Below are 25,435 nucleotides of genomic sequence, written 5' to 3' on the forward strand. Positions count from 1 at the left end.
GAACGTTCCCAATAAGATAGTTGCTCACGTTGACACGTTTACTTCTGCGGGTATGCATAGACATAACAACAGAGGGGATTCAACCTCTCATGCAGCGGGGAATCGCGAACAACTTGGAGCTCTTGAGGCCACCTAGTTCTGGCTTCCTAGGGTTGTTTTGACTTGGCGAGGTAAGCAATGTCGCATTGGGGTTTCGACAATTGGTCCAATTTCTACAATTGGAATAATTGGTACAATTTTACAAATGCTTACATCAACCCCGTCTTCGAGCCCACTCGGTACAACGATGACGGGGAAGTCTACGATCCCACGTCAGACGCTGGTTCCTATTATTTCCAGCAAGGTTTTGATGTCGATCACTTCACCGAGCTGCGTTTCTCGATCGATTCCGCGACTGCAACCGACGAGCTGTTTCTCGACCTCAGTGATACCTCGCTGACCATTTCCGGTAACACTATCTACAGCGGCACCACGGCGATTGCGACCGTGAGCGGCGGTGCCGATGGCGCGCCGCTGGTGATCACGCCTCTGATTACCGGTTCTGCTCAGCAGAGCTATTTCCAGCAGCTGGCGGATCTCGTCGATTCGGTGCGATACCAGAACGAGGATCTGTCCGGGCCTTCGACCAAGGTCTTGCGGTATCAGTTAACCGACGACGATGGGCAGGTCCGTACCTACACTCACACTTTCGTGAGCGAAGCCAGCGCATCGGAAATCTTCTTCGAAGAAGTGCTGGTGGAGCAGGACCCGGATTCGGGTGCGGCGCTGGGTCAGGTCCATAACAAGCCGCATATTACGGCGCTGGCTGATGGTGGTTACCTCGTTGCCCGCTCGGCCCCAGACCCCGCCACAGGCGTCTGGGAAATATTCGTCGACCGCTTCGATGCGGACGGTCAACCTGTTGGTTCGTCGGTCATGGTTTCGCCATCCGGCGGGAGCAATAGCCATTGGTCTTCAATCACGGCCACCAGTGATGGCGGTTACGTCGTCGCATGGACGGAATTTGGCGGCGATACTTCAGGTTATTCAATCGAAGTGCAGCGCTTCGATGCGGATGGCAATTCTGTGGGTGGGGTGGTGCAGGCCAACACCTACGAGAGCGCTGACCAAATGTATCCACAGGTCGTTGAGCTGGAGGGTGGCGATGTCCTGGTGGTCTGGATGTCGAATGGACAGGACGGATCCGGTTGGGGTGTCTATGGCCAGCGCTTCAATGCCGATGGCACCACGGACGGTGGCGAGTTCCAGATAAACCAGGCCACCGCCAGCACGCAGTATTTCCCGAAGGTCGCCGCCCTGGAGGGTGGAGGCTTTGTCGTTACCTGGGGTGATGTTTCTGGTGCCAACGATCCCAGCAACTACGGTGTCGTGGCCAGGATCTATGACGCTGATGGAGCGCCGGCAGGGGATGAATTCCTCGTCAACCAGACGACGGCGAACAACCAGATCCATCCTTCGATCACGGTGCTCGAGAATGGCAATTTTGTCATCTCGTGGAATGATTACGGCAATGGCGGGGTCACTCTTAATGACATTACGGCCCGCGTCTTCGCACCTGATGGAACGCCTGTTAGCGACGAATTGGTCGTAGCGGCGACTGCCAACGAGGAATATTTCTCGACTGTGGTTGCCAACCCGGACGGGACCTTCACGGTAATCTATCGAGAATACGACATTTCTGATGGTACGAACAGTATTCGTGGGCGGCTTTTCGAGGCCGACGGTACTGCCATTGGTAGCGATTTCCTGGTTAAGGATGATGCTTACGTCATCGATCTCAATGTTGCAGCGACGAGCCTTGCTGACGGTTCGGTAGGGATTGTCTTCTTCAACCAGGCCAGCGGTCTGCACGAAACCGGGGTATTCGACTTCACTCAGCTTTCGGGCTTGACCGCCGACTATGGTGATCCGGTGCCCGTGGTGCTGGATCTCCACTGGGAAGACCTCGACGGATCGGAGACGGTGCAGGTTGTCTTGTCGGGTTTCCCGGCAGGCACCACCTTCAACCTCGGGGCAGCTGGTCCGAACGATACCTGGGTTATCGACATTACGGATCCATCTGACCTTGATGGCCTCGTGATGACGGTCGCCGACGGCTACTTCGGCACTTTCGATCTCACATCGACGGCGACGGCCACCGAAAGCGTGAACGACGATCAATCCTCGGATGCGATCACCTACGCGTTCACGATCAACGCGCCGCCCAACTTTGCGCCGGAACTCGACAACCTGATCCTCGATCAGAACGTCGATGAAGACAATGCATGGAGCTTCACGGTTCCGGCCGATACGTTCAGCGACCCGGACAGCGATCCGTTGACGCTGACTGCAACGCTGGCAAACGGCGATCCGCTTCCGGCCTGGCTGAGCTTTGACGGGACGACGTTCTCCGGTACGCCGCCCCAGGATTTCAATGGCAGCATCGATATCGAAGTGACTGCCAGCGATGGTCAATTCGATGTCAGCGACACATTCACCCTGACAATCGATCCGGTGAACGACGCGCCCGCTGTGAGCGCGGCGATCTCCGGCGCGACCACCAACGAGGATGCGGGGACCTACAGTCTCGACCTGCTGGCCAATGCCAGCGACGTCGAGGGCGATGACCTGGACGTGGCGAGTGTCACTGCCAGCTCGTCGAACGCGGGCCGGACGGTGGTGTTCACGCACGACGCCGAGACCGGGGCGTTCAGCCTCGATCCGTCGCAGTTCAACGACCTGGCGGTCGGCGAGAGCGAGACGGTGACGGTCAGCTACAACGTGGTGGACGGCAACGGCGGGGTGACCCCGACCAGTGCGAGCTTCGTGGTGGAAGGCCGCAACGATGCGCCTGCGGTGAGCGCGGCGATCTCCGGTGCGACCACCAACGAGGACGCGGGGACCTACAGTCTCGACCTGCTGGCCAATGCCAGCGATGCCGATACCTCGGATGACCTGGACGTGGCGAGCGTCACTGCCAGTTCGTCGAACGCGGGCCGGACGGTGGTGTTCACGCACGACGCCGAGACCGGGTCGTTCAGCCTCGATCCGTCGCAGTTCAACGACCTGGCGGTCGGCGAGAGCGAGACGGTGACGGTCAGCTACAACGTGGTGGACGGCAACGGCGGGGTGACCCCGACCAGTGCGAGCTTCGTGGTGGAAGGCCGCAACGATGCGCCTGCGGTGAGCGCGGCGATCTCCGGTGCGACCACCAACGAGGACGCGGGGACCTACAGTCTCGACCTGCTGGCCAATGCCAGCGATGCCGATACCTCGGATGACCTGGACGTGGCGAGCGTCACTGCCAGCTCGTCGAACGCGGGCCGGACGGTGGTGTTCACGCACGATGCCGAGACCGGGTCGTTCAGCCTCGACCCGTCGCAGTTCAACGACCTGGCGGTCGGCGAGAGCGAGACGGTGACGGTCAGCTACAACGTGGTGGACGGCAACGGCGGGGTGACCCCGACCAGTGCGAGCTTCGTGGTGGAAGGCCGCAACGATGCGCCTGCGGTGAGCGCGGCGATCTCCGGTGCGACCACCAACGAGGACGCGGGGACCTACAGCCTCGACCTGCTGGCCAATGCCAGCGATGCCGATACCTCGGATGACCTGGACGTGGCGAGCGTCACTGCCAGCTCGTCGAACGCGGGCCGGACGGTGGTGTTCACGCACGATGCCGAGACCGGGTCGTTCAGCCTCGATCCGTCGCAGTTCAACGACCTGGCGGTCGGCGAGAGCGAGACGGTGACGGTCAGCTACAACGTGGTGGACGGCAACGGCGGGGTGACCCCGACCAGTGCGAGCTTCGTGGTGGAAGGCCGCAACGATGCGCCTGCGGTGAGCGCGGCGATCTCCGGTGCGACCACCAACGAGGACGCGGGGACCTACAGCCTCGACCTGCTGGCCAATGCCAGCGATGCCGATACCTCGGATGACCTGGACGTGGCGAGCGTCACTGCCAGCTCGTCGAACGCGGGCCGGACGGTGGTGTTCACGCACGATGCCGAGACCGGGTCGTTCAGCCTCGACCCGTCGCAGTTCAACGACCTGGCGGTCGGCGAGAGCGAGACGGTGACGGTCAGCTACAACGTGGTGGACGGCAACGGCGGGGTGACCCCGACCAGTGCGAGCTTCGTGGTGGAAGGCCGCAACGATGCGCCTGCGGTGAGCGCGGCGATCTCCGGTGCGACCACCAACGAGGACGCGGGGACCTACAGCCTCGACCTGCTGGCCAATGCCAGCGATGCCGATACCTCGGATGACCTGGACGTGGCGAGCGTCACTGCCAGCTCGTCGAACGCGGGCCGGACGGTGGTGTTCACGCACGATGCCGAGACCGGGTCGTTCAGCCTCGATCCGTCGCAGTTCAACGACCTGGCGGTCGGCGAGAGCGAGACGGTGACGGTCAGCTACAACGTGGTGGACGGCAACGGCGGGGTGACCCCGACCAGTGCGAGCTTCGTGGTGGAAGGCCGCAACGATGCGCCTGCGGTGAGCGCGGCGATCTCCGGTGCGACCACCAACGAGGACGCGGGGACCTACAGTCTCGACCTGCTGGCCAATGCCAGCGATGCCGATACCTCGGATGACCTGGACGTGGCGAGCGTCACTGCCAGCTCGTCGAACGCGGGCCGGACGGTGGTGTTCACGCACGATGCCGAGACCGGGGCGTTCAGCCTCGACCCGTCGCAGTTCAACGACCTGGCGGTCGGCGAGAGCGAGACGGTGACGGTCAGCTACAACGTGGTGGACGGCAACGGCGGGGTGACCCCGACCAGTGCGAGCTTCGTGGTGGAAGGCCGCAACGATGCGCCAACCGCTGTCGATCAGAGCGACACCGCTGTCGAGGATCTCAGTACATCGGGCAACCTGCTCGACGGAGCGAGCGATCCTGACAGTAGCGATGAGCTGACGGTAACGACAATCGCTGCCGGGGCCGCCAGTGTCGCGGCAGGCACGGCAATTCAGGGGCAATGGGGCACGCTGGTCGTCCAGGCGGATGGTAGTTACACCTATTCGGCCGATGCCGATGCACTGGACGAACTGAGCGGAGTCACGGGCCTGACCGACGAGTTCGACTTCACTATCAGCGATGGTGAAGGCGGGACCGATACCCGGACACTGACTGTCGACGTTGTCCTTGCGGACGATGAACGCACAATCGTCGATACTAACACCAAGGCGATTGAAGACCTCAATGGCGACCAAGACCTGACAGGGTCCGAGGATACCATCTTTGGTGGCACTGGACCCGATCAGATATTCGGACACGAAGGTGCCGATGACCTGTTCGGTGAGATTGGTGATGACAGTCTGTTTGGCGGCGCGGGCCGAGATGAGCTGTTCGGCGGCGAGGGCTCCGATGTCCTCGATGGAGGCGATGGCAACGACTATCTCGAAGGTGGCGCTGGCAACGATATCCTGACCGGTGGAGCAGGCAATGACGTCTTCGCCTTCGGCCCGGCTAATGGCAGGGATATCATCACCGATTTCGGGGAGGGGGATGTTATCGTCTTCCTCGACGATGTGAGCATCGTGGGCCAAAGGGTCCGGGACTTCGATGGTGACGGAGTAGACGATCTGATCATCAAACTGGGGGATGGCCATGGGGTCGTCCTGCTAGGCGTCTCCGAGCCACTGGTCGAAATCGACAATGCGACGGAGGTCATCGGTGACGATATGAACCCGTCTTCGGCAATCTTGCCGGACCAAGGTGCGGCTTTGTCAGTAACCGTGGATCTCGAGAACAACATCGCCCTTCAGGACTTGTCCTTCGGTTAGCCGAAGACTGGAAGAGACAGGCGGCGCTCAGGGCGAGTGCCGCCCGTTCTTTCCTGCTCACGTTGATTTTCTCGAGGGCAACATTCCTACCCTCAAGAGCAACTCCGGGCGGTTCATTTGCGGCCTTGTTGTGGGCCGAAAAGTCGCACATGTTGCCGCCAAGAATGTCGAAACACGGCTTGGCCTAAAGACACGGGGACAGGGAATGTACATGGAGCACGCCGGACATCTCCAAGCGCGGGAGTTTCCGGCATCTCTACCGACACATCGAAGGCCACTTGGCTTTTTCACCAGGGTCGCTTGCTTCGTGGGGACGCTGGCAGCCGCCGGCAGTTCCTACGCTAATGAGGGTCAGGACGCCGAGGTGGATTCATACGGACCGCCGGCGGTCGAAGTCGCAACTGTCGAGCCCGCGCCTCTGGCCATCCCTCAGCCGTTGAACCTCGCGGCCAACAGCGCCGTTGCCACACATCCATTCGTTGATGTGGCTGAAGCCGAGGCTACCGCACTGGGTTCAGACCTGCGGGGTGCGCGTTGGCTCTATTATCCCAGTCTGTCGGTTGAAGCGCTTGCCGCTACTAGAGGCTCATCCTTCGCCGACCAGGACGGTCTGACGCTCAATGCCGCAATCGAGCAGCCCTTATGGAGCGGCGGCCGGATCGACGGCCAGGTGGATCGGGCCCGGGCCTCGCTGCGCGCCGGGCAGCAGAGAGTCGGCGAGGCACAGACCGATATCGTGCTGCAGGTGGTGCAGGCATACTATGACTTCGTACTGGCCGACCAGCGACAGTCGGTGCTCGAAGCAAGCTTGGCCGAGCACCGAGAGTTGCTTGATGCAATCGGTCGCCGCGTCGCCCAAGAAGTCTCGCCGCGAGCGGACCTCACGCTGGGCCAATCCCGGACCGCGCAAGTGGAGCTCGATCTCGCACTGGCTGGCGAGGCGCGCGATTCCGCGCTGGTCCGCTTGTCCGAATTGACCGGCGGCCTCGAGGTCGAGCCGGTCATGCCGCCGGTGAGCACGGTAGACATCCTTCCGCCGGAGAATCTTGCCCTGGCCGAGGCGTTAGGTTGCAGCCCAAGCCTGGCGGCATTGTCGCAACTGGTTGCCGTTGCCGAGGCCGATCGCGATATCGCCGAGGCCCAGCTGTGGCCGCAGGTGCTGCTGCAATTGTCGCAGAACGAGATAACCGGGGCGCGAGCGGCAATCGTGTTGCGGTCGCAGTTCGGCAATGGCTTGTCGCAGCTGGCCGCCATAGACAGTGCCGATGCACGGATACAGCGTGCCTTCGCGGAATTCGGGAACGAGGAGCGAATGCTGCGAGAACAGTTGCGGCGCGATTACGTGCTGGTGCGTGCCGCCAGGGCCAGGATCGAATCTGCCGTTTTCGCAGCTGACGCAGCGGCTGAGATCATTGCCAGCTATCGACGTCAGTTCATTGCTGGTCGGCGCAGCTGGCTGGACGTGATGAATGCGACGCGGGAGGCCACCAACGCCAGGCTTTCCGAAAGCGAGGCAAGGGTCAACGCCGTGGCCGGCGCGGCACGAATCCTGAGTTTGACCTGCCGCTGGGACCCTGAAGGCAATATCACTCCTGCCGAAAGGACTCAGTGATGGACACAAACACAGTAGAAGAGGCAGTCAAGAACTACGCCCGTGCTACTGGGAAGTCGATTTCCCCGCATTGGAACCTCGAGCTGCAGTATGTCTACCTGCCCGAAGGAGAAGGTGCCCTCGCCGCATTGCTCGACGTGCTCGGTTGGGAGCCCGCGCGGCAGATTAAGGGCAGGCCGCGCCCCGATCAATTCCCGCTGATCGTACACGATCCCCACTTCGGCTGGGCGGTTGTCCAGCAGTGGGATGGCAGCGACACCATGGCCCTTGTGGGCGAACGTGCGAGCCTGCCTTACGACGAGGCGCAGTCATTCTATGCCATGCCACTGCCCGATCCGCTGTCTGGCGATGGCGACCGGGCCATTTCGGTGTTCTGGCGTGCCATCAAGCGCCGCAAGCAGCCTCTGATCATGGCCGGACTGGCCACAATCTTCGCTAATATGCTGACCTTGGCAACGGCGCTCTACTCGATGCAGTTGTACGATCGGGTGATACCGTTGGCGAGCTTCGAGACGCTGTTCGTCCTGACCGCCGGTGTGCTGTTCGCGCTGACGCTTGACCTTGTCCTGCGCAGCTTGCGGGCTCTGCTGATCGAACGCGAAGCGCAGGACGTGGATGCAGAAGTTAGCGAATTCTTCTTCGCGCGCGCGCAAGCCATCCGGCTGGATGCTCGACCGCCGGGCATCGGCACCATGGCAGCGCAATTGCGTGGTCAGGAGCAGGTGCGGCAGGTGTTGTCGTCAAGCTCGCTGTTTCTCATTGCAGACTTGCCCTTCGCGCTGTTCTTCATTGCGGTTATCGCCATGATCGGTGGCAAGCTGGCGCTGGTACCAGCGGTCAGCCTGCCGGTTGCGATCATCCTCGCCTTGGTCCTGTCCCGCATCATCCGCAGCGGTGCCGACCGGGCGCAGGTCAGCGGGAACCGCAAGAACGGCATGCTGGTGGAATCGCTGGATGCCACTGAGACGGTGAAGGCCAATCGTGGCGGCTGGTTCATGATGGGGCGCTGGAACCGGGTGGTGCGCGAGATTCACCACTACGAGATGCCGGTCAAGAAAGCTTCTGCCGTGGCGGGCTCGCTGTTCTCTTCGTTGCAGCAGGCTGCCTACGTCGGGATCATGGGCTGGGGCGCCTATCTCGCGGCGAATGGAGAGATCACCACCGGCGCCTTGCTGGCATGTTCGATCATCGCCGGACGCATCAACGGCCCCCTCGTGGCACAATTGCCCAACCTGATCGTGCAGTGGGGCTATGCCCGCAGCTCGCTCAAGGCGCTGGATGCGATTATGGCGCTACCGCTCGATCCAGCCAGCGGTGCAGGCGCCTTGCGTCCCGAGAAGCTCTCCGGGAGCTACCTCGTGAAGGATGCGACGTTTGTCTATCCCGGTTCGCAACGGCCGGCGGTGCAGATCGAAAACCTCGAGATCAAGCCGGGCGAGCGTGTCGCTGTCATCGGCGGGATCGGCTCAGGCAAGTCGACGCTGCTCAAGCTCCTGTCGGGCATGTATTCGCCGCAGGAAGGAAGCGTGCTGCTGGGTGGACTCGACCTGGGACAGGTGGCGGAGGACATTGCGCGGCGCCATGTCGGCTACGTCTCGCAGGATGCCCGGCTCGTGAACGGCACTCTGCGAGATAACCTTGCGATGGGGCTTGGCGACGTCACCGACGAGGAAATCATGGAAATGGCGCGCAAGACGCGTCTCGACACCATGATTGCCGGTCAGCCGGACGGCCTCGCGGCCCAGATCCAGGAAGGCGGGCGTGGCCTTTCCGGCGGCCAGCGCAGCCTGGTCGGGATCAACCGGTTGTTGCTGTCCGAACCGAAGGTATGGCTGCTTGACGAACCAACGGCGTCGCTCGACCAGACCACCGAAGGTGCCGCGCTCGAGGCGATCGAAAGCAGGCTCGACGACGATGCCATCCTGGTGATGGTGACTCACAAGCCGCAATTGCTGACGCGCTTCACACGCATCATCGCCATGTCGGGCGGCAAGGTCCTGCGCGACGGCGACGCGCAGCAGGTCTTGCGTGACCTGCTGCCGCGCAAGCTGGACTCCAAGGGAGGCAAGTCCGGCACCGTGACGACCACCATCAAGAAGAAGGCCTCGTAATGCGCGCGCTCCGCCCCGCACACTGGATCATCATCACCATCGCGGCCACGCTCCTCGCCTTTGTCGGCTGGGCTAACTGGGCCGAACTCGACCAGGTCACGCGTGCCCCTGGTCGCGTGGTGCCGTTCGCCCGCGTCCAGATCGTGCAGAGCGAAGAGGGCGGCGCAATCAGCCAGATCCACGTGCGCGAAGGCGACATGGTGCGACAGGGGCAGTTGCTCGTCGAACTCGACACCGTCCAGCTGACGGCTGCCGTGGCCGAGGCAAGGGCCGAGGTTGCCGCCTTGCGCAGCCGCATGGCTCGCATCGATGCCGAGTTGTTCAACAAGCCGCTGCGCTTTCCGGCCGAACTGGCGGAATTCCCCGATTTCACCTCGAACCAGCGCCAGCTCTTCCTGCGGCGTCAGGCCGCGCTGGCTGCGGAACTGGATAGCCTGCAGGCCATGGCCAACCTGCAGGAGCAGGAACTCGCCCTGAACGAGCCGCTGGTCGAAACTGGGGACGTGGCGCAGTCGGAAATCATCCGGATGCAGCGCGCCATCGTCGAAACCCAGGGCCGTATTTCCAACCTGCGCGCGCAATATGTCCGCGACCTGCAGACCGAATTTGCCGAGACCGAGGAGCGGCTCGTCGCTGCGGAACAGGTTCTCACCCAGCGAGAGGATTCGATGCGGGCCGCGTCACTGGTCGCCCCGACAGACGGGATCGTGAAGAACGTCCGCATCACGACCGTTGGCGGCGTGCTGCGTCCGGGCGACGAAGTGCTGCAGATCGTGCCGACCGGGGAACAACTGATCGTGGAAGCCAAGGTTTCCCCGCGAGACATTGCCTTCGTGCAGAATGGCCAGCGCGCCCGCGTAAACTTCGATGCCTATGACAGTGCGGTCTACGGCACGGGCGAAGGCGAAGTCGTCTATATCAGTCCCGATACCCTGTCGGAGGAAGGCGAAGACGGGACGGTGACGACCTATTACCGGGTCAATCTCGAAGTCGACACCGATACGATGACGCCGCGCAACGACATGATCATCGACCTGCAGCCAGGCATGACCGCATCGGCGGAGATCCTGACGGGATCGCAGACAGTGTGGGAATACATCACCAAGCCCCTGCTGAAGACGACCCGCCAATCCTTGCAGGAGCGTTAGACCGGGGGCCGCGTCCCGGTCGCAGTCAAGACGAGAACAGAACGCCACAGCCAGCCGCTGGCCATGGCAGAAGGGCTTTCCCCAAAGGCGGGGTTGTTTTTGTTCGATCGAACGAATAACGATTCTATCATGCGGGAAAAGCTCATCAATGCAGCGATCGAGCGATTCGGGAAGCGGGGCTTCGACGGCGTCGGCACGCGCGAAATCGCGGCTGCGGTGGACACGCCCATGTCGTCGATCACCTATCATTTCGGCGGCAAGGAAGGGCTCTACCATGCCGCGGCAGAGCATATCTTCGACCACCTGCGGGACCTGCTGGGTGCCGAACGCTTCGAACTGCCTGGCGAAGATGCTTTGCCGCAAGAACGCACCGATGCGATCTGCGCCATGATCCGCTCGGCCGGCCAATTCATGTTGAGCGAGAAGAGTGCCGCTTTCGCGTTGTTCATCGGTCGCGAGCAGCAGGATCCCTCACCGGAAGTACGCAAGCTGATGCAGGCGAAGATCATGCCGATGATCGAGGCGCTGGCGCGGCAGGTGGCCATATTGCGGCCCGAACTGGACGAGGCAGAGGCCAAGGCGGTCACCGTCTTCCTGTTCGGCATGGCCATCACCCTGCGCCACTCGCGCGCTTCGCTGAGCCTGCTGATGGATGCCCAAACTCTCGACGCTCCAACCAAGACGATGCTGCTTGAACAACTGGACCAGTCGGCGCGCGCGATCCTTGCCGGAGAGCGCGGATGAGGCGGCTCTACATGCCTGTCTACGGCGTGATGCTGGCATTGGGTGGCTGCGTGTCGTTGGCGCCCGAGCCGGAAGTGGTCACGGCCGTCACCGAAATGCCTGAAGCCTTCCCGCAGGGCGCTGATGCAGGCGAATACCGTCCGGCGGCCTGGTGGCACGGGTTCGAGGATCCGGTGCTCAACGGGCTCGTCGACCGGGCGCTGTACGACAATCTTGAAATCGCCCAGGCGGCTGCACGAGCCGAACGCGCCGCCGCCCAGGCCCGTGTCGCCCGCGCCGGGCTGTTACCCTCGCTGGAGGCGAGCGCCGGCTCCAGCTATTCGGACACGCCGGTGGCGGGCGGGGCCTTTGCCAATTTCCCCGGCGCGCCCTCGCGGATCACCAACGAAACCTATTCGCTCGGCCTTGCCGCGGCATACGAGCTCGACCTGTTCGGCAGGGTTCGCAATGATCTTGGCGCGGCCCGTTCCGATGCGGTTGCCGCCGAATACGACCTGCGCGCCGTCCGGCTGGCGACGGCGGCGGAAGTCATCTCGGCCTATTTCGACATCGTCGATGCGCGCTTCCAGATCGAAACCGCCTTGCACACCATCGACGTGCTTTCCGAACGCACCGAGCGCACCGAGGAGCGGTACTTGCGCGGCCTTACGCAGAGCTTCGAGCTCTATCAGGTGCGCGAACAGCTCCGCAGCGCCGAGGCGAGCCTGCCTGCGCGCGAGATTGCGCTGACTAATGCCGAAGGACGGCTGGCGGTCCTGCTGGCCGACTATCCCGAAACCCTGGCGACGACGCTGGACCAACCCCTGTTGCCGCAACTGGCATTCGATCCCGTGCCTGCCGGTCTGCCGGCGGACCTGCTGGCGCAGCGCCCAGACGTCGCCGCGAGTTGGCAACGGCTGGAGGCAGCGCGCCAACGCATCGGTGCGCGCCGGGCGGAACGCTTCCCGGCACTGCGCCTGTCCGCCAGTACCGGCACGCAGGCAGCTTCGCCCGAAAACGTGTTCGATGTGGGGCAGAACTGGCTGGTGTCGCTCGGCTCCAACCTAGTCGCGCCGATCTTCGATGGCGGACGCATCTCCGCCAATATCGCCGCCGCGCGAGCCACTTATGACGAGGCGGCCGCGGCATACGGCAACGCGGTCCTCAATGCCTATCGCGAGGCCACGACGGCCATCGACACCTATGAAGAGCAGCGCCAGCGCTATCGCCTGATCACCGCGCAGGCGGCAGAGGCGCGCGCCACGCTGGACCTGCAGGCGCGTCGCTACGAGGCGGGGGTGGGCGACTATGTCGGCTATCTCGATGCCCTGCGCAGCTACCACCAGGTCGAAGGCAGCCTTTCCGCCGCCGGACGGGATGTCGCGCTGGCCAGGCTGGGCGTGCACCGGGCGCTGGGCGGCGACTGGTTCTCCGCAACGGACGAGGGCGGACAATCGCAAGACGAAAAGGACATGGCGGAATGAGCAAGCAGGCAAGATGGTCGCTTCTGCTGTTGGTCGGTGCTTTTGCCATCGCGGCCCTGATGGTCGTCTTGCGGCCCGAGCCGGAGGAGCGCGAGGAAGTCGCTGGCGTGCCACTGGTGCAGACGGTGCCCTACGAGGTCTCCACCGGGGCCATCGAGATCCACGGCTCCGGCTCCGTGCAGCCGCGGGAGGAGGTGACGCTGGGCGCCGAGGTCGCCGGGCGACTCGTCTACGTCAATCCGGCGTTCCAGGAAGGCAATCGCGTCCCTGCCGGTGCGGTGCTGTTCCGCATCGACGCAGCCGACTACGCCAACCGCGTCCGCAGTGCGCAGGCCGATATCGCCGCGCAGGATGTCGCCGTGCTGCAGGCGCAGGAAGAGATGGCGATTGCGGCTGCCGAGCTGGACCGTTTCGCCTCGCGCGAATCCTCGCGTGCCGAACTTAGCCGCTCGATCGACGAGAACGACTACGCGGCGCGGATCCGGCCCCCGGAAGGGTTGCAACCTGCATCTGCGCCGCAGCCCGTTACCAGCCAGGATAGCCCCAACATCCTCGCCACGCGCGAGCCGCAATTGCGCTCTGCCCAGGCCGCGCGCGAGCGGGCCGAGGCTCAGCTTGCCGATGCTCAGCTGGCGCTGTCCCGCACGACGGTCCGTGCGCCCTTCTCCGGCATTGTGCGCAGCGAGAACGCCGCCGTGGGCACGCTGGTGCAACCGGGTCAGTCGCTCGGCACGCTGGTTGCCAGTTCGACCTATGAGGTGCGGGTCTCGCTCACCGAGGCCGAGGCCGCGCTGGTCCCGGCGCTGTTCGAGGCAAGTCGTACGCGCGTGCCCGCACAGGTGATGCTGGACTACGGCGATACGACCTATCGCTGGAGCGCCTATGTCGACCGGGTCGACCCGATCCTCGATCCCGAAACGCGCACCATCGACGTATTCCTGCGCGTGCCCGATCCGACGCGCGGCGGCGTCCCGGTAAATGCCGAGGAAGAGGGCACGGCGACTGCTGCGCCGCCCTTGCTGCTGGGCAGCTTCGTCAGCGCCACCATCACCGGCGGTAGCGAACAGGCCTTCGCGCGCATTCCGCTCAATGCCTTGCGGCCCGACAACCAGGTCTGGGTGCTGCGTGGCGGCAAGCTGGAGATCGTGCCGGTCGAGGTGCTCCAGCGCACTGACACCTTCGCCTATGTCACCGGGGCCGGCCTGGGCGAGGGTGGCCATGTCATCACCAGCCCGCTGCGCACCCCGGTCAATGGCATGGAACTGCGCGCCGAAGGCGAGGCTGGCGAGCAGTGAGCGACACGGTCGACCTGCCTCCCGCAGACGGGAACGGCGGCGACGCGCCGCTAGACCGCTTCGGCAACCCCGCGACCGACCGGGCGCGCGACCGCAAGGGCATCATTGCTTTCATGGCGCGCAACGGCGTCGCCGCGAACCTGCTGATGATCTTCATGCTGGTGGCCGGTTATGCCGCCTACACCCGCGTGGCGCAGGAGGTGTTTCCCGAGATCAGCCAGGACGCCATCACCATCACTGTCTCCTATCCGGGGGCCACGCCGGAAGAGGTCGAGGAATCGATCGTCCAGAAGGTGGAAGAGGCGGTCCAGGCCATCGACGACGTGAAGAAGGTGGTGGGGACCGCCTCCGAAGGCGTCGGCACGGTGCGGGTCGAGCTGGAAACCGGGGCCGATGTCGACCGCGCGCTGGACGACGTGAAGAGCGAGGTTGACCAGATTCAGACCTTCCCGCTGGACGCGGAAGAACCTGACATTCGCGAGAACACCACGCGCCAGAGCGTGATGCGGATCGCACTCTATGGCGATGTGCCCGAGCGCACGCTCAAGGAGTCCGCCTACCAGCTCGAAGACGCGCTCGCTGCCCTGCCGGAGATCAGCTACGTCGAGACCAGCGCGGTGCGCCAGTACCAGGTCTTCATCGACGTGCCGCAGGAACGCCTGCAGGCTCTCGGCCTCTCGCTTACCGACATTTCCCGCATCGTCGCCCAGAGCAGTCTCGATAGCCCGGCCGGCTCGGTGGAAACCTCCGAGGAACAGGTCCGCGTGCGCACCGTGGGCCAGAACTACGACCAGCAGGATTTCGAGAACATCATCCTGCGCACGCGGCCCGATGGCACCATCCTGCGGCTGGGCGATGTCGCCACCGTTACCGACGGGTTCGAGGATGCCGACCTAATCACCGAGTTCAACGGTCAGCCGGTCGCTTTCGTCGACGTCTACCGTACTTCGGATGAGCGTGTCCTCGACGTGGCCGATGCGGCCATCGCCTATCTCGAAGAGGATTCCGCGCGCGTGCTGCCCCCGGGTGTGAGCTACGCGATCTGGGACGACAGCTCCGAACTGTTCGACGATCGCCTGTCGATGCTGCTGAAGAACGCCGCCATCGGCCTGGTGCTGGTGCTGGCGGCCCTGACCCTGTTCCTCGACGTGCGGCTGGCTTCGTGGACGGCTCTGGGCATCGGCGCGACCTTCGTCGGCGCGATGTACGTGATCGAACTGATGGGCACGAGCATCAACATGTTCTCGCTGTTCGGCTTCATCATCGCGCTCGGCCTGGTGGTCGACGATGCCGTGGTCGTGGGGGAGAACATCTATTCCGAACGCGAGCGCGGGAGGTCCGGTATCGGTGCCGCGATTGCCGGGGCGCAGCGGGTGAAGGTGCCGGTGATCTTCGCCGTGGCCACCACCATCGTCGCCTTTTCGCCGCTGCTGGCGGTGGGTGGTACGATCGGCAAGGTGCTGGCAGATATCCCGCTGGTGGTGATCGCCGTGCTCAGCCTCTCGCTGATCGAGGCCCTGCTGATCCTGCCGTACCATCTCAGCCACCTGCCCGCCGCCGGAACGGAGACGAAGAACCGCTTCCTCGCCCGCTTCGAGACCGTGCAGAAGGGCTTCGACCGCCGCTTGCAGGATTTCATCGACGGTCCGCTGGATCGTGGCCTGAAGTTCGCGGTCGACATGCCCTATCTCGTGCTGGCGGGAGCGGTATCGCTGCTGATCGTGGTTGGCGCGCTGGTCCCCGGCGGCATCATCAAGGTACAGTTCTTCCCGGAAATCGAGGCCGATGTCGTCTCCGCTTCCATCGAAATGCCCGCCGGCACCTCGGTGGAACGCACGGCTGCCGTGACCGCGCGGATAGAAGCGGCAGGCGAACGCGCGCTCGAACGCTTCTCCGAAGAGGAGGAGGGCTATGCCGACATCTTCGAAGCGTCCTACACCACCATCGGCCTGATCTCCTCGGGCGCGAACCCGATCAACAGCTTCCAGACGCTGCAGCCCAACGTCGCCAACGTGCAGATTGCCCTGATCCCCGCAGCCGAGCGCACATTTACCGCCATGGAGTTCGAGCAGGCCTGGCGCGAGGAAATGGGGCAGGTGACCGAGGCGCGCTCGATCTCCATCAGTTCCAGCCTGATTTCGGCTGGCGCGCCGGTCAACGTGCGCGTGTCGCACCCGGACCGCGAGGTGCTGGAAGAAGCCACAACGCGCCTGATGGGGGAGCTTGGCCGCGTGGCCGGCGTGTTCGACATCGAGAGCGATCAGGACGATGGCGTGCGGCAGGTTGACCTGACGCTGAAGCCTTCGGCCCGGACGCTCGGGATCACCCTGCAGGACCTCGCCGGACAGGTGCGCGCGGCCTTCTTCGGGGCGGAAGCAGTGCGCGTTCAGCGCGGGCGCGAGGACGTGCGCGTCTATGTTCGCCTGCCCGAAGAGCAGCGCAATTCCGTGCCCGACATCGGCAATTACCGCGTGCGCGTGCCGGGCGGGCAGGTGCCGCTATCCAGCCTGGCCGACATCTCGATCAGCAATGCGCCGACTTCGATCCAGCGCGAGGACGGTTTCCGCATCCACACCGTGACAGCCGATCTCGACACCGACGTGGTGACGAGCCAGGAAGTGGCGACGCTGCTGTCGAACGAGGTACTGCCCACCATCGCGGCGGACTATCCCGGCTTGCAATTCGAATTCGGCGGGGAGCAGGAACAGCAGCAGGAGAGCTTCGGCGATATCGGCGGGGCCTTCCTGCTGGCGCTGGCGGGCATCTATGCGCTGCTGGCGATCCCGTTCCGCTCCTACGTGCAGCCCTTCATCATCATGGCGGCGATCCCCTTCGGCATGATCGGCGCGCTGATCGGTCACCTACTGTTGGGCATCTCGCTGGGCATCGTCTCGATGTTCGGCGTGATCGCGCTGTCAGGCGTGGTGATCAACGGCGGGTTGGTGATGATCGACTTTATGAACGAGAATCTCGAGGCTGGGATGCCGCGCAAGGAGGCCATTATCGATGCCGCCAAGTCGCGCTTCCGCCCGATCATCCTGACCGCGATCACCACTTTCCTGGGTGTCGCCCCGATCACCTTCGAGACCGACCTGCAGGCGCAGTTCCTCATTCCCATGTCGGCCAGCCTCGGCTTCGGCATCCTGTTCGGCACGGTGATGCAGCAGCTGCTGGTGCCCGCGCTGGCCATCCTGCAGATGCGCGCGGTCGACCGGATCAAGGGCTGGTTCGCGCGGAACGAAGGACAGAGCGAAGTCGAAGCACTCCCGGCGAGCTAGTGAACCCGCTCGGGATCGCCCCCCGCCACCTCCGACCTCGGTCCGCTCACCGAGACTGGCACCAACTTCGCCTACATGCCTCTGGAAGAGGGATTTGCGTAACCGCGCCGAGCGCGTCCAAGCCGCTGAATTCCGGAGCCTGCGGTGCCGCTGGCGGTTGCCCGGTCTGCGGTCCCGTGGAATGATGCTGCCGAAAATGCGCGGAATTCCTCCATCCACTGCTCTCGCCACGCTGCCATTGAGCCTGCTGATCGCCGCCTGCGGCGAGACGCCCCCCGAACCGGCGGCGGAAGAGCCACGCCAAGCTGCCGATTTCGCTACCGAGGCATCCTGTCAGCCGACCACGGAACGCGTGGTGCGGATCGACGGCGGCACCTTCGCCATGGGGCAGGAGGGCATCTATGCCGAGGAAGGCCCGGTGCGGCAGACGCAGGTCGACGGTTTCTGGATCGACAGCCACGAGGTCACCAACCGCCGCTTCGCCGCCTTCGTCGCCGACACGCAATATGTGACGCTGGCGGAAAAGCCCGTGCCGCCGGAACTCTACGGCGTGCCTGCCGAGCAGATTCCGCCCGAACTGCTGTTGCCGGGGTCGGCGGTCTTCACGCCGCCCGAGCGGCCGTCGATGCGCTACGCCGACTGGTGGACCTATGTGCCGGGGGCGAACTGGCGAAAGCCTTACGGCCCCGATGGCCCGGAGGCGCAGCCCGACCAGCCCGTGGTGCACCTCGCCTTCGAGGACATGCTGGCCTTCGCCGAGTGGGCGGGCGGGCGCTTGCCGAGCGAGGCGGAGTGGGAATTCGCGGCGTCGGCAGGCCAGCCGCCCGTCACGCAGCAGCCCGATGGCCAGAGCGCCAACAGCTGGCAGGGCGCATTCCCGGCAGTGAACCTTGCCGAGGACGGCTTTTCAGGTATCGCCCCGGTGGGGTGCTTCGCGGCGAACGCCAACGGGCTCTACGACATGATCGGCAATGTCTGGGAAGTGACCGCCGACTACTACGCGCCGGGGCATGAGCCCGCCGACACGGTCAATCCACGCGGCCCCGGTGAAAATGCCGCCTACGATCCGCTGAACCCGGTGCAGCCCAGCCGGGTGATGAAGGGCGGGTCCTACCTCTGCGCGCCGAACTATTGCCAGCGCTATCGCCCGGCGGCGCGGCAGGGCCGCGATCCGGGTCTGGGCGCCAGCAATGTCGGCTTCCGGCTGGCCTATGACGCGGCGCCGGAGAGCTAGCTACTCGGCCGTGGCTTCGCGGTAAGCCTGGGCGGCGGCATCGATGTCGCGCACCGGGTTGTCCGGCCCGGATTCGCGGCCTTCGAGGAACTCGTTCAGCACCACGCGGCGGCTGAACAGCCAGCGCCCGTCGACGCGGACCAGTTCGTCCTCGTAGATGCCGAAGGTGCCCATCTTGAAGCTGTCGCCGGGGCCGTCGTTGGCCATCTCCATCCACAGCGAGGTGGACCAGGCGCGGTCGCCTTCGACGCGGACGACCGATTGCAGCAGCACGTGGCGCAGCGCGGCGGGCGAGCCATCCTCGGTGGTGTAGAACTGCCCGATGGCGTCCTTGAAGCGGCCCACCGCTTCGCGAATTTCGGCGTGCCCCGTGAATGTGCCGCTGGCGAACTCGATGGAGCCATCCGGGGTGAAAGTGGCGACGTAGGCGTCGAGATCGCCATAATCCATGGCGAACAGGTAGCGCGCCATCAGGTCTTCGATCTCGGCCCGGTCGGCGGCGTAGTTGTCGGGGTAATCGTAGTCCTGCGCCAGCGCCGGCGTGGCCATGGCGACGCCAATGGCTGCAAGCAGCGTCATACATTTGCGGATCAGGTTCATTGGGCTTCCCTCCCTGTGTCGGCGTTCCAGTCCTCGTTCGCCCGGAAAATCAGGTATGCATGCACGGCAGCAGCCTGGCTGGCTGACAGCGTATCGGCGAAGCTGGCCATCCCATTGGCCTGCAAGCTGCCGCCCAGCACGATGTCGGCAAAAGCCTCGTGCGTCTCGGGCGACATGTGGCGCAGGTCCTTCACCCCGCCGCGCGCGGCCGTGCCGTGGCACAGCGCGCAGTTCTGGCCGTAGAGCTGTTCACCCAGCGCCACCGTTTCGGCATCTGCCGTCGCCGGCGGCGGCGGGTTGAGTTCTGGCACCACGAAGCTCTCGGCTGGCATCGGCGGTAACTGCGCCTCCCCGCCGAGGCGGAACACCAGCAGGCGTGGCGGGCCGAGGAGCAGGTCGGAATAGGCGTTTCGCTCCACATGGGCGAGGCCGCCGCCCCAACCGGCGTTGACGGCGACATATTGCACGCCGTCCACCATGTAGGTGATGGGCGCGGCAATCGGCACGTTCTGCACCGGCATCTCCCACACCTTCTCGCCGGTATCGGCGCGATAGGCGGCAAAGGTGGTGCCGATGGTGCCCTGGAAGACGAGGTTCCCCGCCGTCACCAGCACGCCGCCGCTGCCCTTCTGGGCATAAGGCACGCGCCAGCGTTCGGTCTGCGTCACCGGGTCCCAGGCGGAAAGCCAGCCCTTCGAATGCTCGTCCGCATAAGTGGCGATTTCCCGGCGGATGTCGTCATGCCCGCTCCATGCGGTGCCGAGCGTGCCGACCTCGGGATCGTATTCCTCGGCAGCTGCATAGGCCATGTAGGTCTCGGTGACGGGGATGTAGGCGAGGCCGGTCTGCGGCGAGAAGGCCATCGGGTTCCAGTTGTGCGCGCCGCCCGCGCCGGGACTGACCATGACCGGGATAGTGCCGTAGCGTGCTTCGGGGTTCTCGATCGGGCGGCCCGTCGCCATGTCGATACCGGTCGCCCAGTTGATCGGCGCGATGGTCTCGGCGCTGATCAGCTCTCCGGTTGCGCGGTCGAGCACGTAGAAGAAGCCGTTCTTGGGCGCCTGCATCAGCACCTGCCGCAAGCGCCCGTCGATCATCAGGTCGGCCAGGATCATGTTCTGCGTGGCGGTGTAGTCCCACTGCTCGCCAGGCACGGTCTGGTAGTGCCAGCGGTATTCGCCGGTCTCCACGTCGAGTGCGACGATGGAGGCGAGGTAGAGGTTGTCGCCGCCGCCGGGGCTGCGCCAGTGCTGCACCCAGGGTGAGCCGTTGCCGGTGCCGATGTAGACTAGGCCCAGGTCTTCATCGTAGCTGATTGAATCCCACACCGTGCCACCACCGCCACGGTGCCACCACTCGCCGGTCCAGGTGACGGCGGCGATGGCCATGGCGTCGTTCTCGAAACCGAGCGCGGGATCGCCGGGCACGGTATGCCAGCGCCACAGCATCTCGCCCGTCGCGGCATCATAGGCTGAGACGTATCCGCGCACGCCGATCTCCGCGCCGCCGTTGCCGATCAGCACTTTGTCGCCATAGACGCGCGGCGCCCCGGTGATGGTGTAGCCTTCGGAATTGTCGACGGTCAGGATGGACCAGACGGGTTCGCCGCTGGCACCGTCCAAAGCGATCAGCCGCCCGTCCAGCGTGCCGACGAAGACCTTGCCATCGGAATAGGCGAGACCGCGGCTGACGATGTCGCAGCACGCCAGCCGGCCGAAGCGCAACGGAACCTGCGGATCGAACCGCCACAACTGTCGCCCGGTCGCCGCGTCGTATGCGGTGACGATGTTCCACGGCTCGACATTGTAGAGCACGCCATCGGCGACCACGGGCGTCGCCTCCTGCCCGCGGTCGGTGGTGAGGTCGGCATACCAGGCGAGGCCAAGCTGGCCGACATTGCCGGCATGGATCTGGCTCAGCGGGCTGAAACGCTGCTCATCGTAGGTGCGCCCGGTGTTCTGCCAGTCCACCGACTGGCCCGGCGCTTGGCTATTGTCCGTCTGGCCGCTGGCCCCGGAGAGGCCCGCCAGCATCAGCCCCGCCGCAAGGGCAGGACGCAGCAGCATCATCATCCCTCGGTCGCCCCCGGAATGGCGCTGGCATCGGCCCAGAAGCCATGCACCTGGCCGACGCACTTGAATGGCATGCGCACCCGCGCGCGGGGTTCATCGGATCCGCTCTGCAGGTCGAACAGGATCAGGTCCGAACGACCGGACTCTTCCATGCTGGAGCCGATGCCGATGAGATAGCCGTCGCCTTCGGGTGCATCGGGCGCACGCGGGACGAAGCACATCTCGGAGAGACTGTAGCCCGGCACCGACAAGACGCGGCTGGTTCCGGTCTGGTGATCGATGATCGCCCAGCCGCCATTGGGTCCGGTCGCCAGCAGGAAGCCGTAGCGATAGGGCAGGGTGTGATAGCGGTCGTCCTGCCGCGAGAGCACGCCAGTGATTTCGGGGAAGATCGTCTCCGCCTCGTAGCTGTCGCCGCCCGCCGCCATGTCGACGGTGAAGCGCCGGATGCGGCCAATGGAGGCCTGCGGGTCGAAGCCGCCTTGCTTGCTGGGGAAGAAGGGGAACTGGTTGCCTTCGCCGCCGTCCATGTCGACGGTGATGCGCGTGCCATCGTTCCAGCCACCCATCACGTGGGTGCAGAACAGGTTCGGCCCGGTCAGCCAGCGCAGGTCGCTGCCGTCCCCGCCGCGCCGCATGACGCCGAGGTAGCAGGGCACCGTCGCATCATAGGCGAAGTGCGGCCCGCCGGCAGCGATGATGTCCGGATCGGCGACCATGTTGGTGAGGTAGAGCACGACATAATCCTGCGTGACGCAGAAATCGTGCATCATGCCGGCGTAAGGCGCTTCCACCGTCACGCTCCAGGTGCTGCGCCCGTCGCGGTCGGCCGAGAAGACGTTCACTTCCTTCGACAGGAAGCCGGAAGCCTCGTAGCCGAAGCCGATGTATTCGCCGGTCAGCGGGTCGATCTTCGGGTGCGCCGTGTGGGTCAGGCTCTGCAGCGCGCCGCCGAAGGTGTAGTAGTCGTCCACCGTCTCCAGCGTCAGCGGGTCCATGTAGACCGGCGGACTGTCCTCCTTGAACACCAGCAGCTTGCCGTGGTGGACGAACAGCTGGGTGTTGGCGGTGCCGCGGCTCAGACCCGCGACCGAAGGATCGTCGGTCGGCGGGTTGCGATACATGCCGAACAGCGATCGGCGTGCCTCGCGCTGGGCCTTCCAGCGCTGGTTCTTGGCATAGCGCGTGCGATAGTCGACGTGACCGTCCTTGATGCGGAACATGGAGACATGACCTTCACCGTCGAAGGGAATGTCGCCGACCCATTCGGGTGCCTTGGGATACTGCGGGTCAGGCCCTACGCGGTAGAAGGCGCCGTCGAGATCGGTCGGCCAATCCCCCTCGACCTCGCAATCGATCAGGTCCATCTCGGTGCGGTTGACCGCGCCCGCCGCAGCACCGCCACCGCCGAAGGCGCGCGGGTCTTCCGGAAAGTCCACCTGCGGAGCGTGATGCGTGCCTTGCGCATGCGCCGCCTGCGGTGCGACGAAGCCCGTCAGCATGGCACCGGTGCCCGCTGCGCTCGCGCCGAGAAATGCCCTGCGGCCCATGCCGCCGGATTTGCTGTCCTGTCCCATTGGAATCCTCCCGCAGGCCATTGAGCAACTTCGGGCGGACATTGTCAATCAACTGTTTGGCAAGGCGGGGCATCGGCTGCTTTTTGTCGCAAAAGCGCCGTCTGTTTCTTGGAATTGCCATCATGCTCGTCCAAGAAGGCGGTATGAAAAAGACCATTGTCGCAAGCCTTGCCATCGCAATGCTTTCCACCGCCACCCCGGCCCTTGCCTGGGGCCCCATCGGACACCGCATCAGCGCCGAGATCGCCGAGCAGAATGTCAGTGGCAGGACGCGGGCGGAGATCGAGAAGATCCTCGGCCACGAAGGCCTGCCGGAAGCCAGTACCTGGCCGGACGAGGAACGGTCCAACCCGGCCCCGTTCTGGCAGGAAACCGCCTCGCCATTCCACTATGTGACACTGCCCGAAGGCCGGACCGCAGACATGCTGGAACACCCGCCCGAAGGCGACGCGGCGACCGCGCTGGAGCAATTCACTGCCACCCTGCGCAACCCCGATGCCTCGCAGGAAGACAAGGCGCTGGCGCTTCGCTTCATCGTCCACCTCGTGGGCGATCTGCACCAGCCGCTGCACGCCGGGAACGGCACGGACCGGGGCGGCAACGATTTCATCGTCGACTGGTTCGACACGCAGACCAATCTGCACTGGGTGTGGGACGAGGGGATGATCCTACGCCAGCAGCTGTCCTATTCCGAATATGCCGCTCGCATCGAGCCGCGCATTTCGTCGGAAGAGACGGTAGCCTGGTGGGACGCCGATCCCGAGACCTGGATTGGCGAAAGCGCCGAACTGCGCGACCGCATCTATCCCGGCACCAGTGAGGAGTGGGGCATGGGCACGGCGGAATCGCCGGCCGTGCTGCGCTATCGCTATCACTGGGACTGGGTCGATACGGTGGAGCACCGGTTGGCGCAGGCGGGCGTCCGGCTGGCGGCCTATCTCGACTGGGTATTCGCGCCCGAAGCCGCCGAATAGTCGGCTGACGACAGAGGATTATCCTTCATCGGAAGGATCTTGCGCACTCCACACCGCGTTCGGTCTGGGGTAGGGCACAGGCATATGAAATTACCGGAGCAAAGATTACGTGACGACGACGGTTGAACAGATTGACGATATCCTGGACCGGCTGGAGAGCATCTACGATGCCTCGCGCAACAACCTCGTCGAAGCTCTTGGACATTTCGCCACGGATCGCACCGCGCCGGGCAAGGCGGACCGGGCGGCGGGCGCCTTCGCCTATCCCGAACTGATCCTGCGCTATGCCAGCGACGAGGTGCAGAACTATCCCGCGCGCGCCTATGCTCGGCTCAACCAGGCGGGCACCTATCGCAGCTCGATTGCCGATCCGGCACTGTTCCGGCCCTACCTGAAAGAGCAGCTGACGCACCTGGTGCGCGACTATTCGATCGAGTTGGAAGCCGCGCGTTCCGCCGACGAAATCCCCTACCAGTATGTGCTCGACAGCGCGCAGGAGGAAATCCGCGGCCTCTCCAGCGCGGAGCTGGTGCGGCATTTCCCCTCCACCGACCTCGTCAACATCGGCGACGAGGTGGCGGACGGCACCTGGGCCAGCAGCGGGGACGACAGTCGCCCGCTGGCGCTGTTCGATGCCCAGCGCACCGATTTCAGCCTTGCCCGCCTGCGCCACTACACCGGCACCCCGGCGGAGCACTGCCAGCGCTACGTGCTGTTCACCAACTATATCCGCTACGTCGAGGAGTTCATCGACTTCGCGCTGGAGGCGCTCGCCGATCCCGATAGCGGCTACGACAGCTTCTCCGCCCCCGGTGCGCTGATCGAGCGCGGCGACCTCGAGGATGCGCGGGCGCGGATCGTTGCCGGCACCTGGCGCAAGCACCAGATGCCGGCCTACCACCTGCGCGGGAAGGACAATTGCGGCATCACGCTGGTGAACATCGGCGTCGGCCCGTCCAACGCCAAGACCATCTGCGATCACATCGCCGTGCTGCGCCCCGAAGTCTGGCTGATGATCGGCCACTGCGGCGGCCTGCGCCCCAGCCAGAAGATCGGCGACTACGTGCTCGCCCATGCCTACCTGCGCGACGACAACGTGCTCGACAGCGCGCTGCCGCCGGAAATCCCGATCCCGCCGATTGCCGAGGTGCAGACCGCCATGTTCAACGCCGCGCGCAGCGTGACGGGCGATGCCGACGAGACGCTGAAGAGCCGCCTGCGTACCGGCACCATCGTCACCACCGATGACCGGAACTGGGAACTGCACTACACGCGCTCCGCGCTGCGCTTCAACCAGAGCCGCGCGGTGGGCATCGACATGGAATCGGCGACGGTGGCCGCGCAGGGCTATCGCTTCCGTGTACCCTACGGAACGCTGCTGTGCGTCTCCGACAAGCCGCTGCACGGCGAAATCAAGCTGCCTGGACAGGCCAACGCTTTCTACGAACGCTCGATCAGCCAGCACCTGCGCATCGGTATCGAGACCATCGGCCTGCTGCGCGAGGAAGGCGACAGCCTGCACAGCCGCAAGCTGCGCAGCTTCGACGAACCGCCGCTGCGTTGATCC

Annotated in this window: 13 protein-coding genes and 2 pseudogenes; 12 read left to right on the forward strand and 3 right to left on the reverse strand. The window is 64.5% G+C overall.

Annotated features, from left to right (window positions below; all coding sequences use genetic code 11):
• The first annotated feature begins 177 nt into the window (after positions 1-177).
• The 10 genes and pseudogenes from OZN62_RS12455 (at position 178) to OZN62_RS12495 (ending at position 18,645) form a co-directional block, all read left to right on the forward strand.
• Complete coding sequence (locus OZN62_RS12455) at positions 178-5,760, forward strand: cadherin-like domain-containing protein (RefSeq protein WP_269100172.1); 5,583 nt, start codon at positions 178-180, stop codon at positions 5,758-5,760.
• 307 nt (positions 5,761-6,067) lie between these two features.
• A complete protein-coding gene (locus OZN62_RS12460) occupies positions 6,068-7,372 on the forward strand; it encodes a TolC family protein (protein ID WP_269100173.1) in 1,305 nt (434 codons plus the stop codon).
• A 410-nt stretch (positions 7,373-7,782) separates the two neighbouring features.
• Positions 7,783-8,559, forward strand: a pseudogene (locus OZN62_RS13980) (ABC transporter transmembrane domain-containing protein); the annotation flags it as partial.
• 237 nt (positions 8,560-8,796) lie between these two features.
• Positions 8,797-9,483 (forward strand): annotated as a pseudogene (locus tag OZN62_RS13985) (ATP-binding cassette domain-containing protein); the annotation flags it as partial.
• The gene (locus OZN62_RS12470) at positions 9,483-10,631 is read left to right on the forward strand and encodes an HlyD family efflux transporter periplasmic adaptor subunit (RefSeq protein WP_269100176.1); all 1,149 of its coding nucleotides are present in this window, start codon (positions 9,483-9,485) and stop codon (positions 10,629-10,631) included. The pseudogene OZN62_RS13985 and the gene OZN62_RS12470, both read left to right, overlap by 1 nt.
• 129 nt (positions 10,632-10,760) lie before the next feature.
• Positions 10,761-11,375 (forward strand): CerR family C-terminal domain-containing protein, encoded by a 615-nt coding sequence (locus tag OZN62_RS12475; RefSeq protein ID WP_269100179.1) that lies wholly within the window; start codon positions 10,761-10,763, stop codon positions 11,373-11,375.
• Positions 11,372-12,838, forward strand: coding sequence for an efflux transporter outer membrane subunit (locus OZN62_RS12480; protein ID WP_269100181.1), 1,467 nt, complete (start codon positions 11,372-11,374; stop codon positions 12,836-12,838). Before OZN62_RS12475 ends, OZN62_RS12480 begins: the two co-directional genes overlap by 4 nt.
• Positions 12,835-14,133, forward strand: coding sequence for an efflux RND transporter periplasmic adaptor subunit (locus OZN62_RS12485; RefSeq protein WP_269100183.1), 1,299 nt, complete (start codon positions 12,835-12,837; stop codon positions 14,131-14,133). The genes OZN62_RS12480 and OZN62_RS12485 overlap by 4 nt, the downstream gene beginning before the upstream one ends.
• Positions 14,130-17,411, forward strand: coding sequence for an efflux RND transporter permease subunit (locus OZN62_RS12490; protein ID WP_269100185.1), 3,282 nt, complete (start codon positions 14,130-14,132; stop codon positions 17,409-17,411). Before OZN62_RS12485 ends, OZN62_RS12490 begins: the two co-directional genes overlap by 4 nt.
• Positions 17,412-17,592: 181 nt before the next feature.
• Positions 17,593-18,645: a formylglycine-generating enzyme family protein gene (locus OZN62_RS12495; protein WP_269100188.1), complete on the forward strand. Its 1,053-nt coding sequence runs from the start codon at positions 17,593-17,595 to the stop codon at positions 18,643-18,645.
• On the opposite strand, the gene OZN62_RS12500 is transcribed toward OZN62_RS12495, so the two are convergent.
• Genes OZN62_RS12500 through OZN62_RS12510 form a run of 3 tightly spaced genes read right to left on the reverse strand, consistent with a single transcriptional unit; the run spans position 18,646 to position 22,894 of the window.
• The gene (locus OZN62_RS12500) at positions 18,646-19,245 is read right to left on the reverse strand and encodes a nuclear transport factor 2 family protein (protein WP_269100189.1); all 600 of its coding nucleotides are present in this window, start codon (positions 19,243-19,245) and stop codon (positions 18,646-18,648) included.
• Entirely contained in the window at positions 19,242-21,317 is a 2,076-nt protein-coding gene (locus OZN62_RS12505) for a PQQ-dependent dehydrogenase, methanol/ethanol family (protein WP_269100190.1), read from the reverse strand. The genes OZN62_RS12500 and OZN62_RS12505 overlap by 4 nt, the downstream gene beginning before the upstream one ends.
• A complete protein-coding gene (locus OZN62_RS12510) occupies positions 21,314-22,894 on the reverse strand; it encodes a carotenoid oxygenase family protein (protein ID WP_269100192.1) in 1,581 nt (526 codons plus the stop codon). Before OZN62_RS12510 ends, OZN62_RS12505 begins: the two co-directional genes overlap by 4 nt.
• 143 nt (positions 22,895-23,037) lie before the next feature.
• Between OZN62_RS12510 and OZN62_RS12515 the strand changes: the two genes are divergently transcribed.
• The gene (locus OZN62_RS12515; RefSeq protein ID WP_269100193.1) at positions 23,038-23,868 is read left to right on the forward strand and encodes a S1/P1 nuclease; all 831 of its coding nucleotides are present in this window, start codon (positions 23,038-23,040) and stop codon (positions 23,866-23,868) included.
• A 109-nt stretch (positions 23,869-23,977) separates the two neighbouring features.
• A complete protein-coding gene (locus OZN62_RS12520) occupies positions 23,978-25,432 on the forward strand; it encodes an AMP nucleosidase (RefSeq protein WP_269100194.1) in 1,455 nt (484 codons plus the stop codon).
• Positions 25,433-25,435 lie beyond the last annotated feature (3 nt).

The sequence above is a fragment of the Aurantiacibacter sp. MUD11 genome (genome assembly GCF_026967575.1).
Classification (GTDB): domain Bacteria; phylum Pseudomonadota; class Alphaproteobacteria; order Sphingomonadales; family Sphingomonadaceae; genus Alteraurantiacibacter.

Excerpts from the sequence above, each read along its gene's own strand:
- OZN62_RS12470 (WP_269100176.1), top strand. The coding sequence starts at position 9,483 with ATGCGCGCGCTCCGCCCCGCACACTGGATCATCATCACCATCGCGGCC.
- OZN62_RS12505 (WP_269100190.1), bottom strand. The coding sequence starts at position 21,317 with ATGATGATGCTGCTGCGTCCTGCCCTTGCGGCGGGGCTGATGCTGGCG.
- OZN62_RS12485 (WP_269100183.1), top strand. The coding sequence starts at position 12,835 with ATGAGCAAGCAGGCAAGATGGTCGCTTCTGCTGTTGGTCGGTGCTTTT.
- OZN62_RS12475 (WP_269100179.1), top strand. The coding sequence starts at position 10,761 with ATGCGGGAAAAGCTCATCAATGCAGCGATCGAGCGATTCGGGAAGCGG.
- OZN62_RS12510 (WP_269100192.1), bottom strand. The coding sequence starts at position 22,894 with ATGGGACAGGACAGCAAATCCGGCGGCATGGGCCGCAGGGCATTTCTC.
- OZN62_RS12495 (WP_269100188.1), top strand. The coding sequence starts at position 17,593 with ATGATGCTGCCGAAAATGCGCGGAATTCCTCCATCCACTGCTCTCGCC.
- OZN62_RS12515 (WP_269100193.1), top strand. The coding sequence starts at position 23,038 with ATGAAAAAGACCATTGTCGCAAGCCTTGCCATCGCAATGCTTTCCACC.
- OZN62_RS12500 (WP_269100189.1), bottom strand. The coding sequence starts at position 19,245 with ATGAACCTGATCCGCAAATGTATGACGCTGCTTGCAGCCATTGGCGTC.
- OZN62_RS12455 (WP_269100172.1), top strand. The coding sequence starts at position 178 with ATGTCGCATTGGGGTTTCGACAATTGGTCCAATTTCTACAATTGGAAT.
- OZN62_RS12480 (WP_269100181.1), top strand. The coding sequence starts at position 11,372 with ATGAGGCGGCTCTACATGCCTGTCTACGGCGTGATGCTGGCATTGGGT.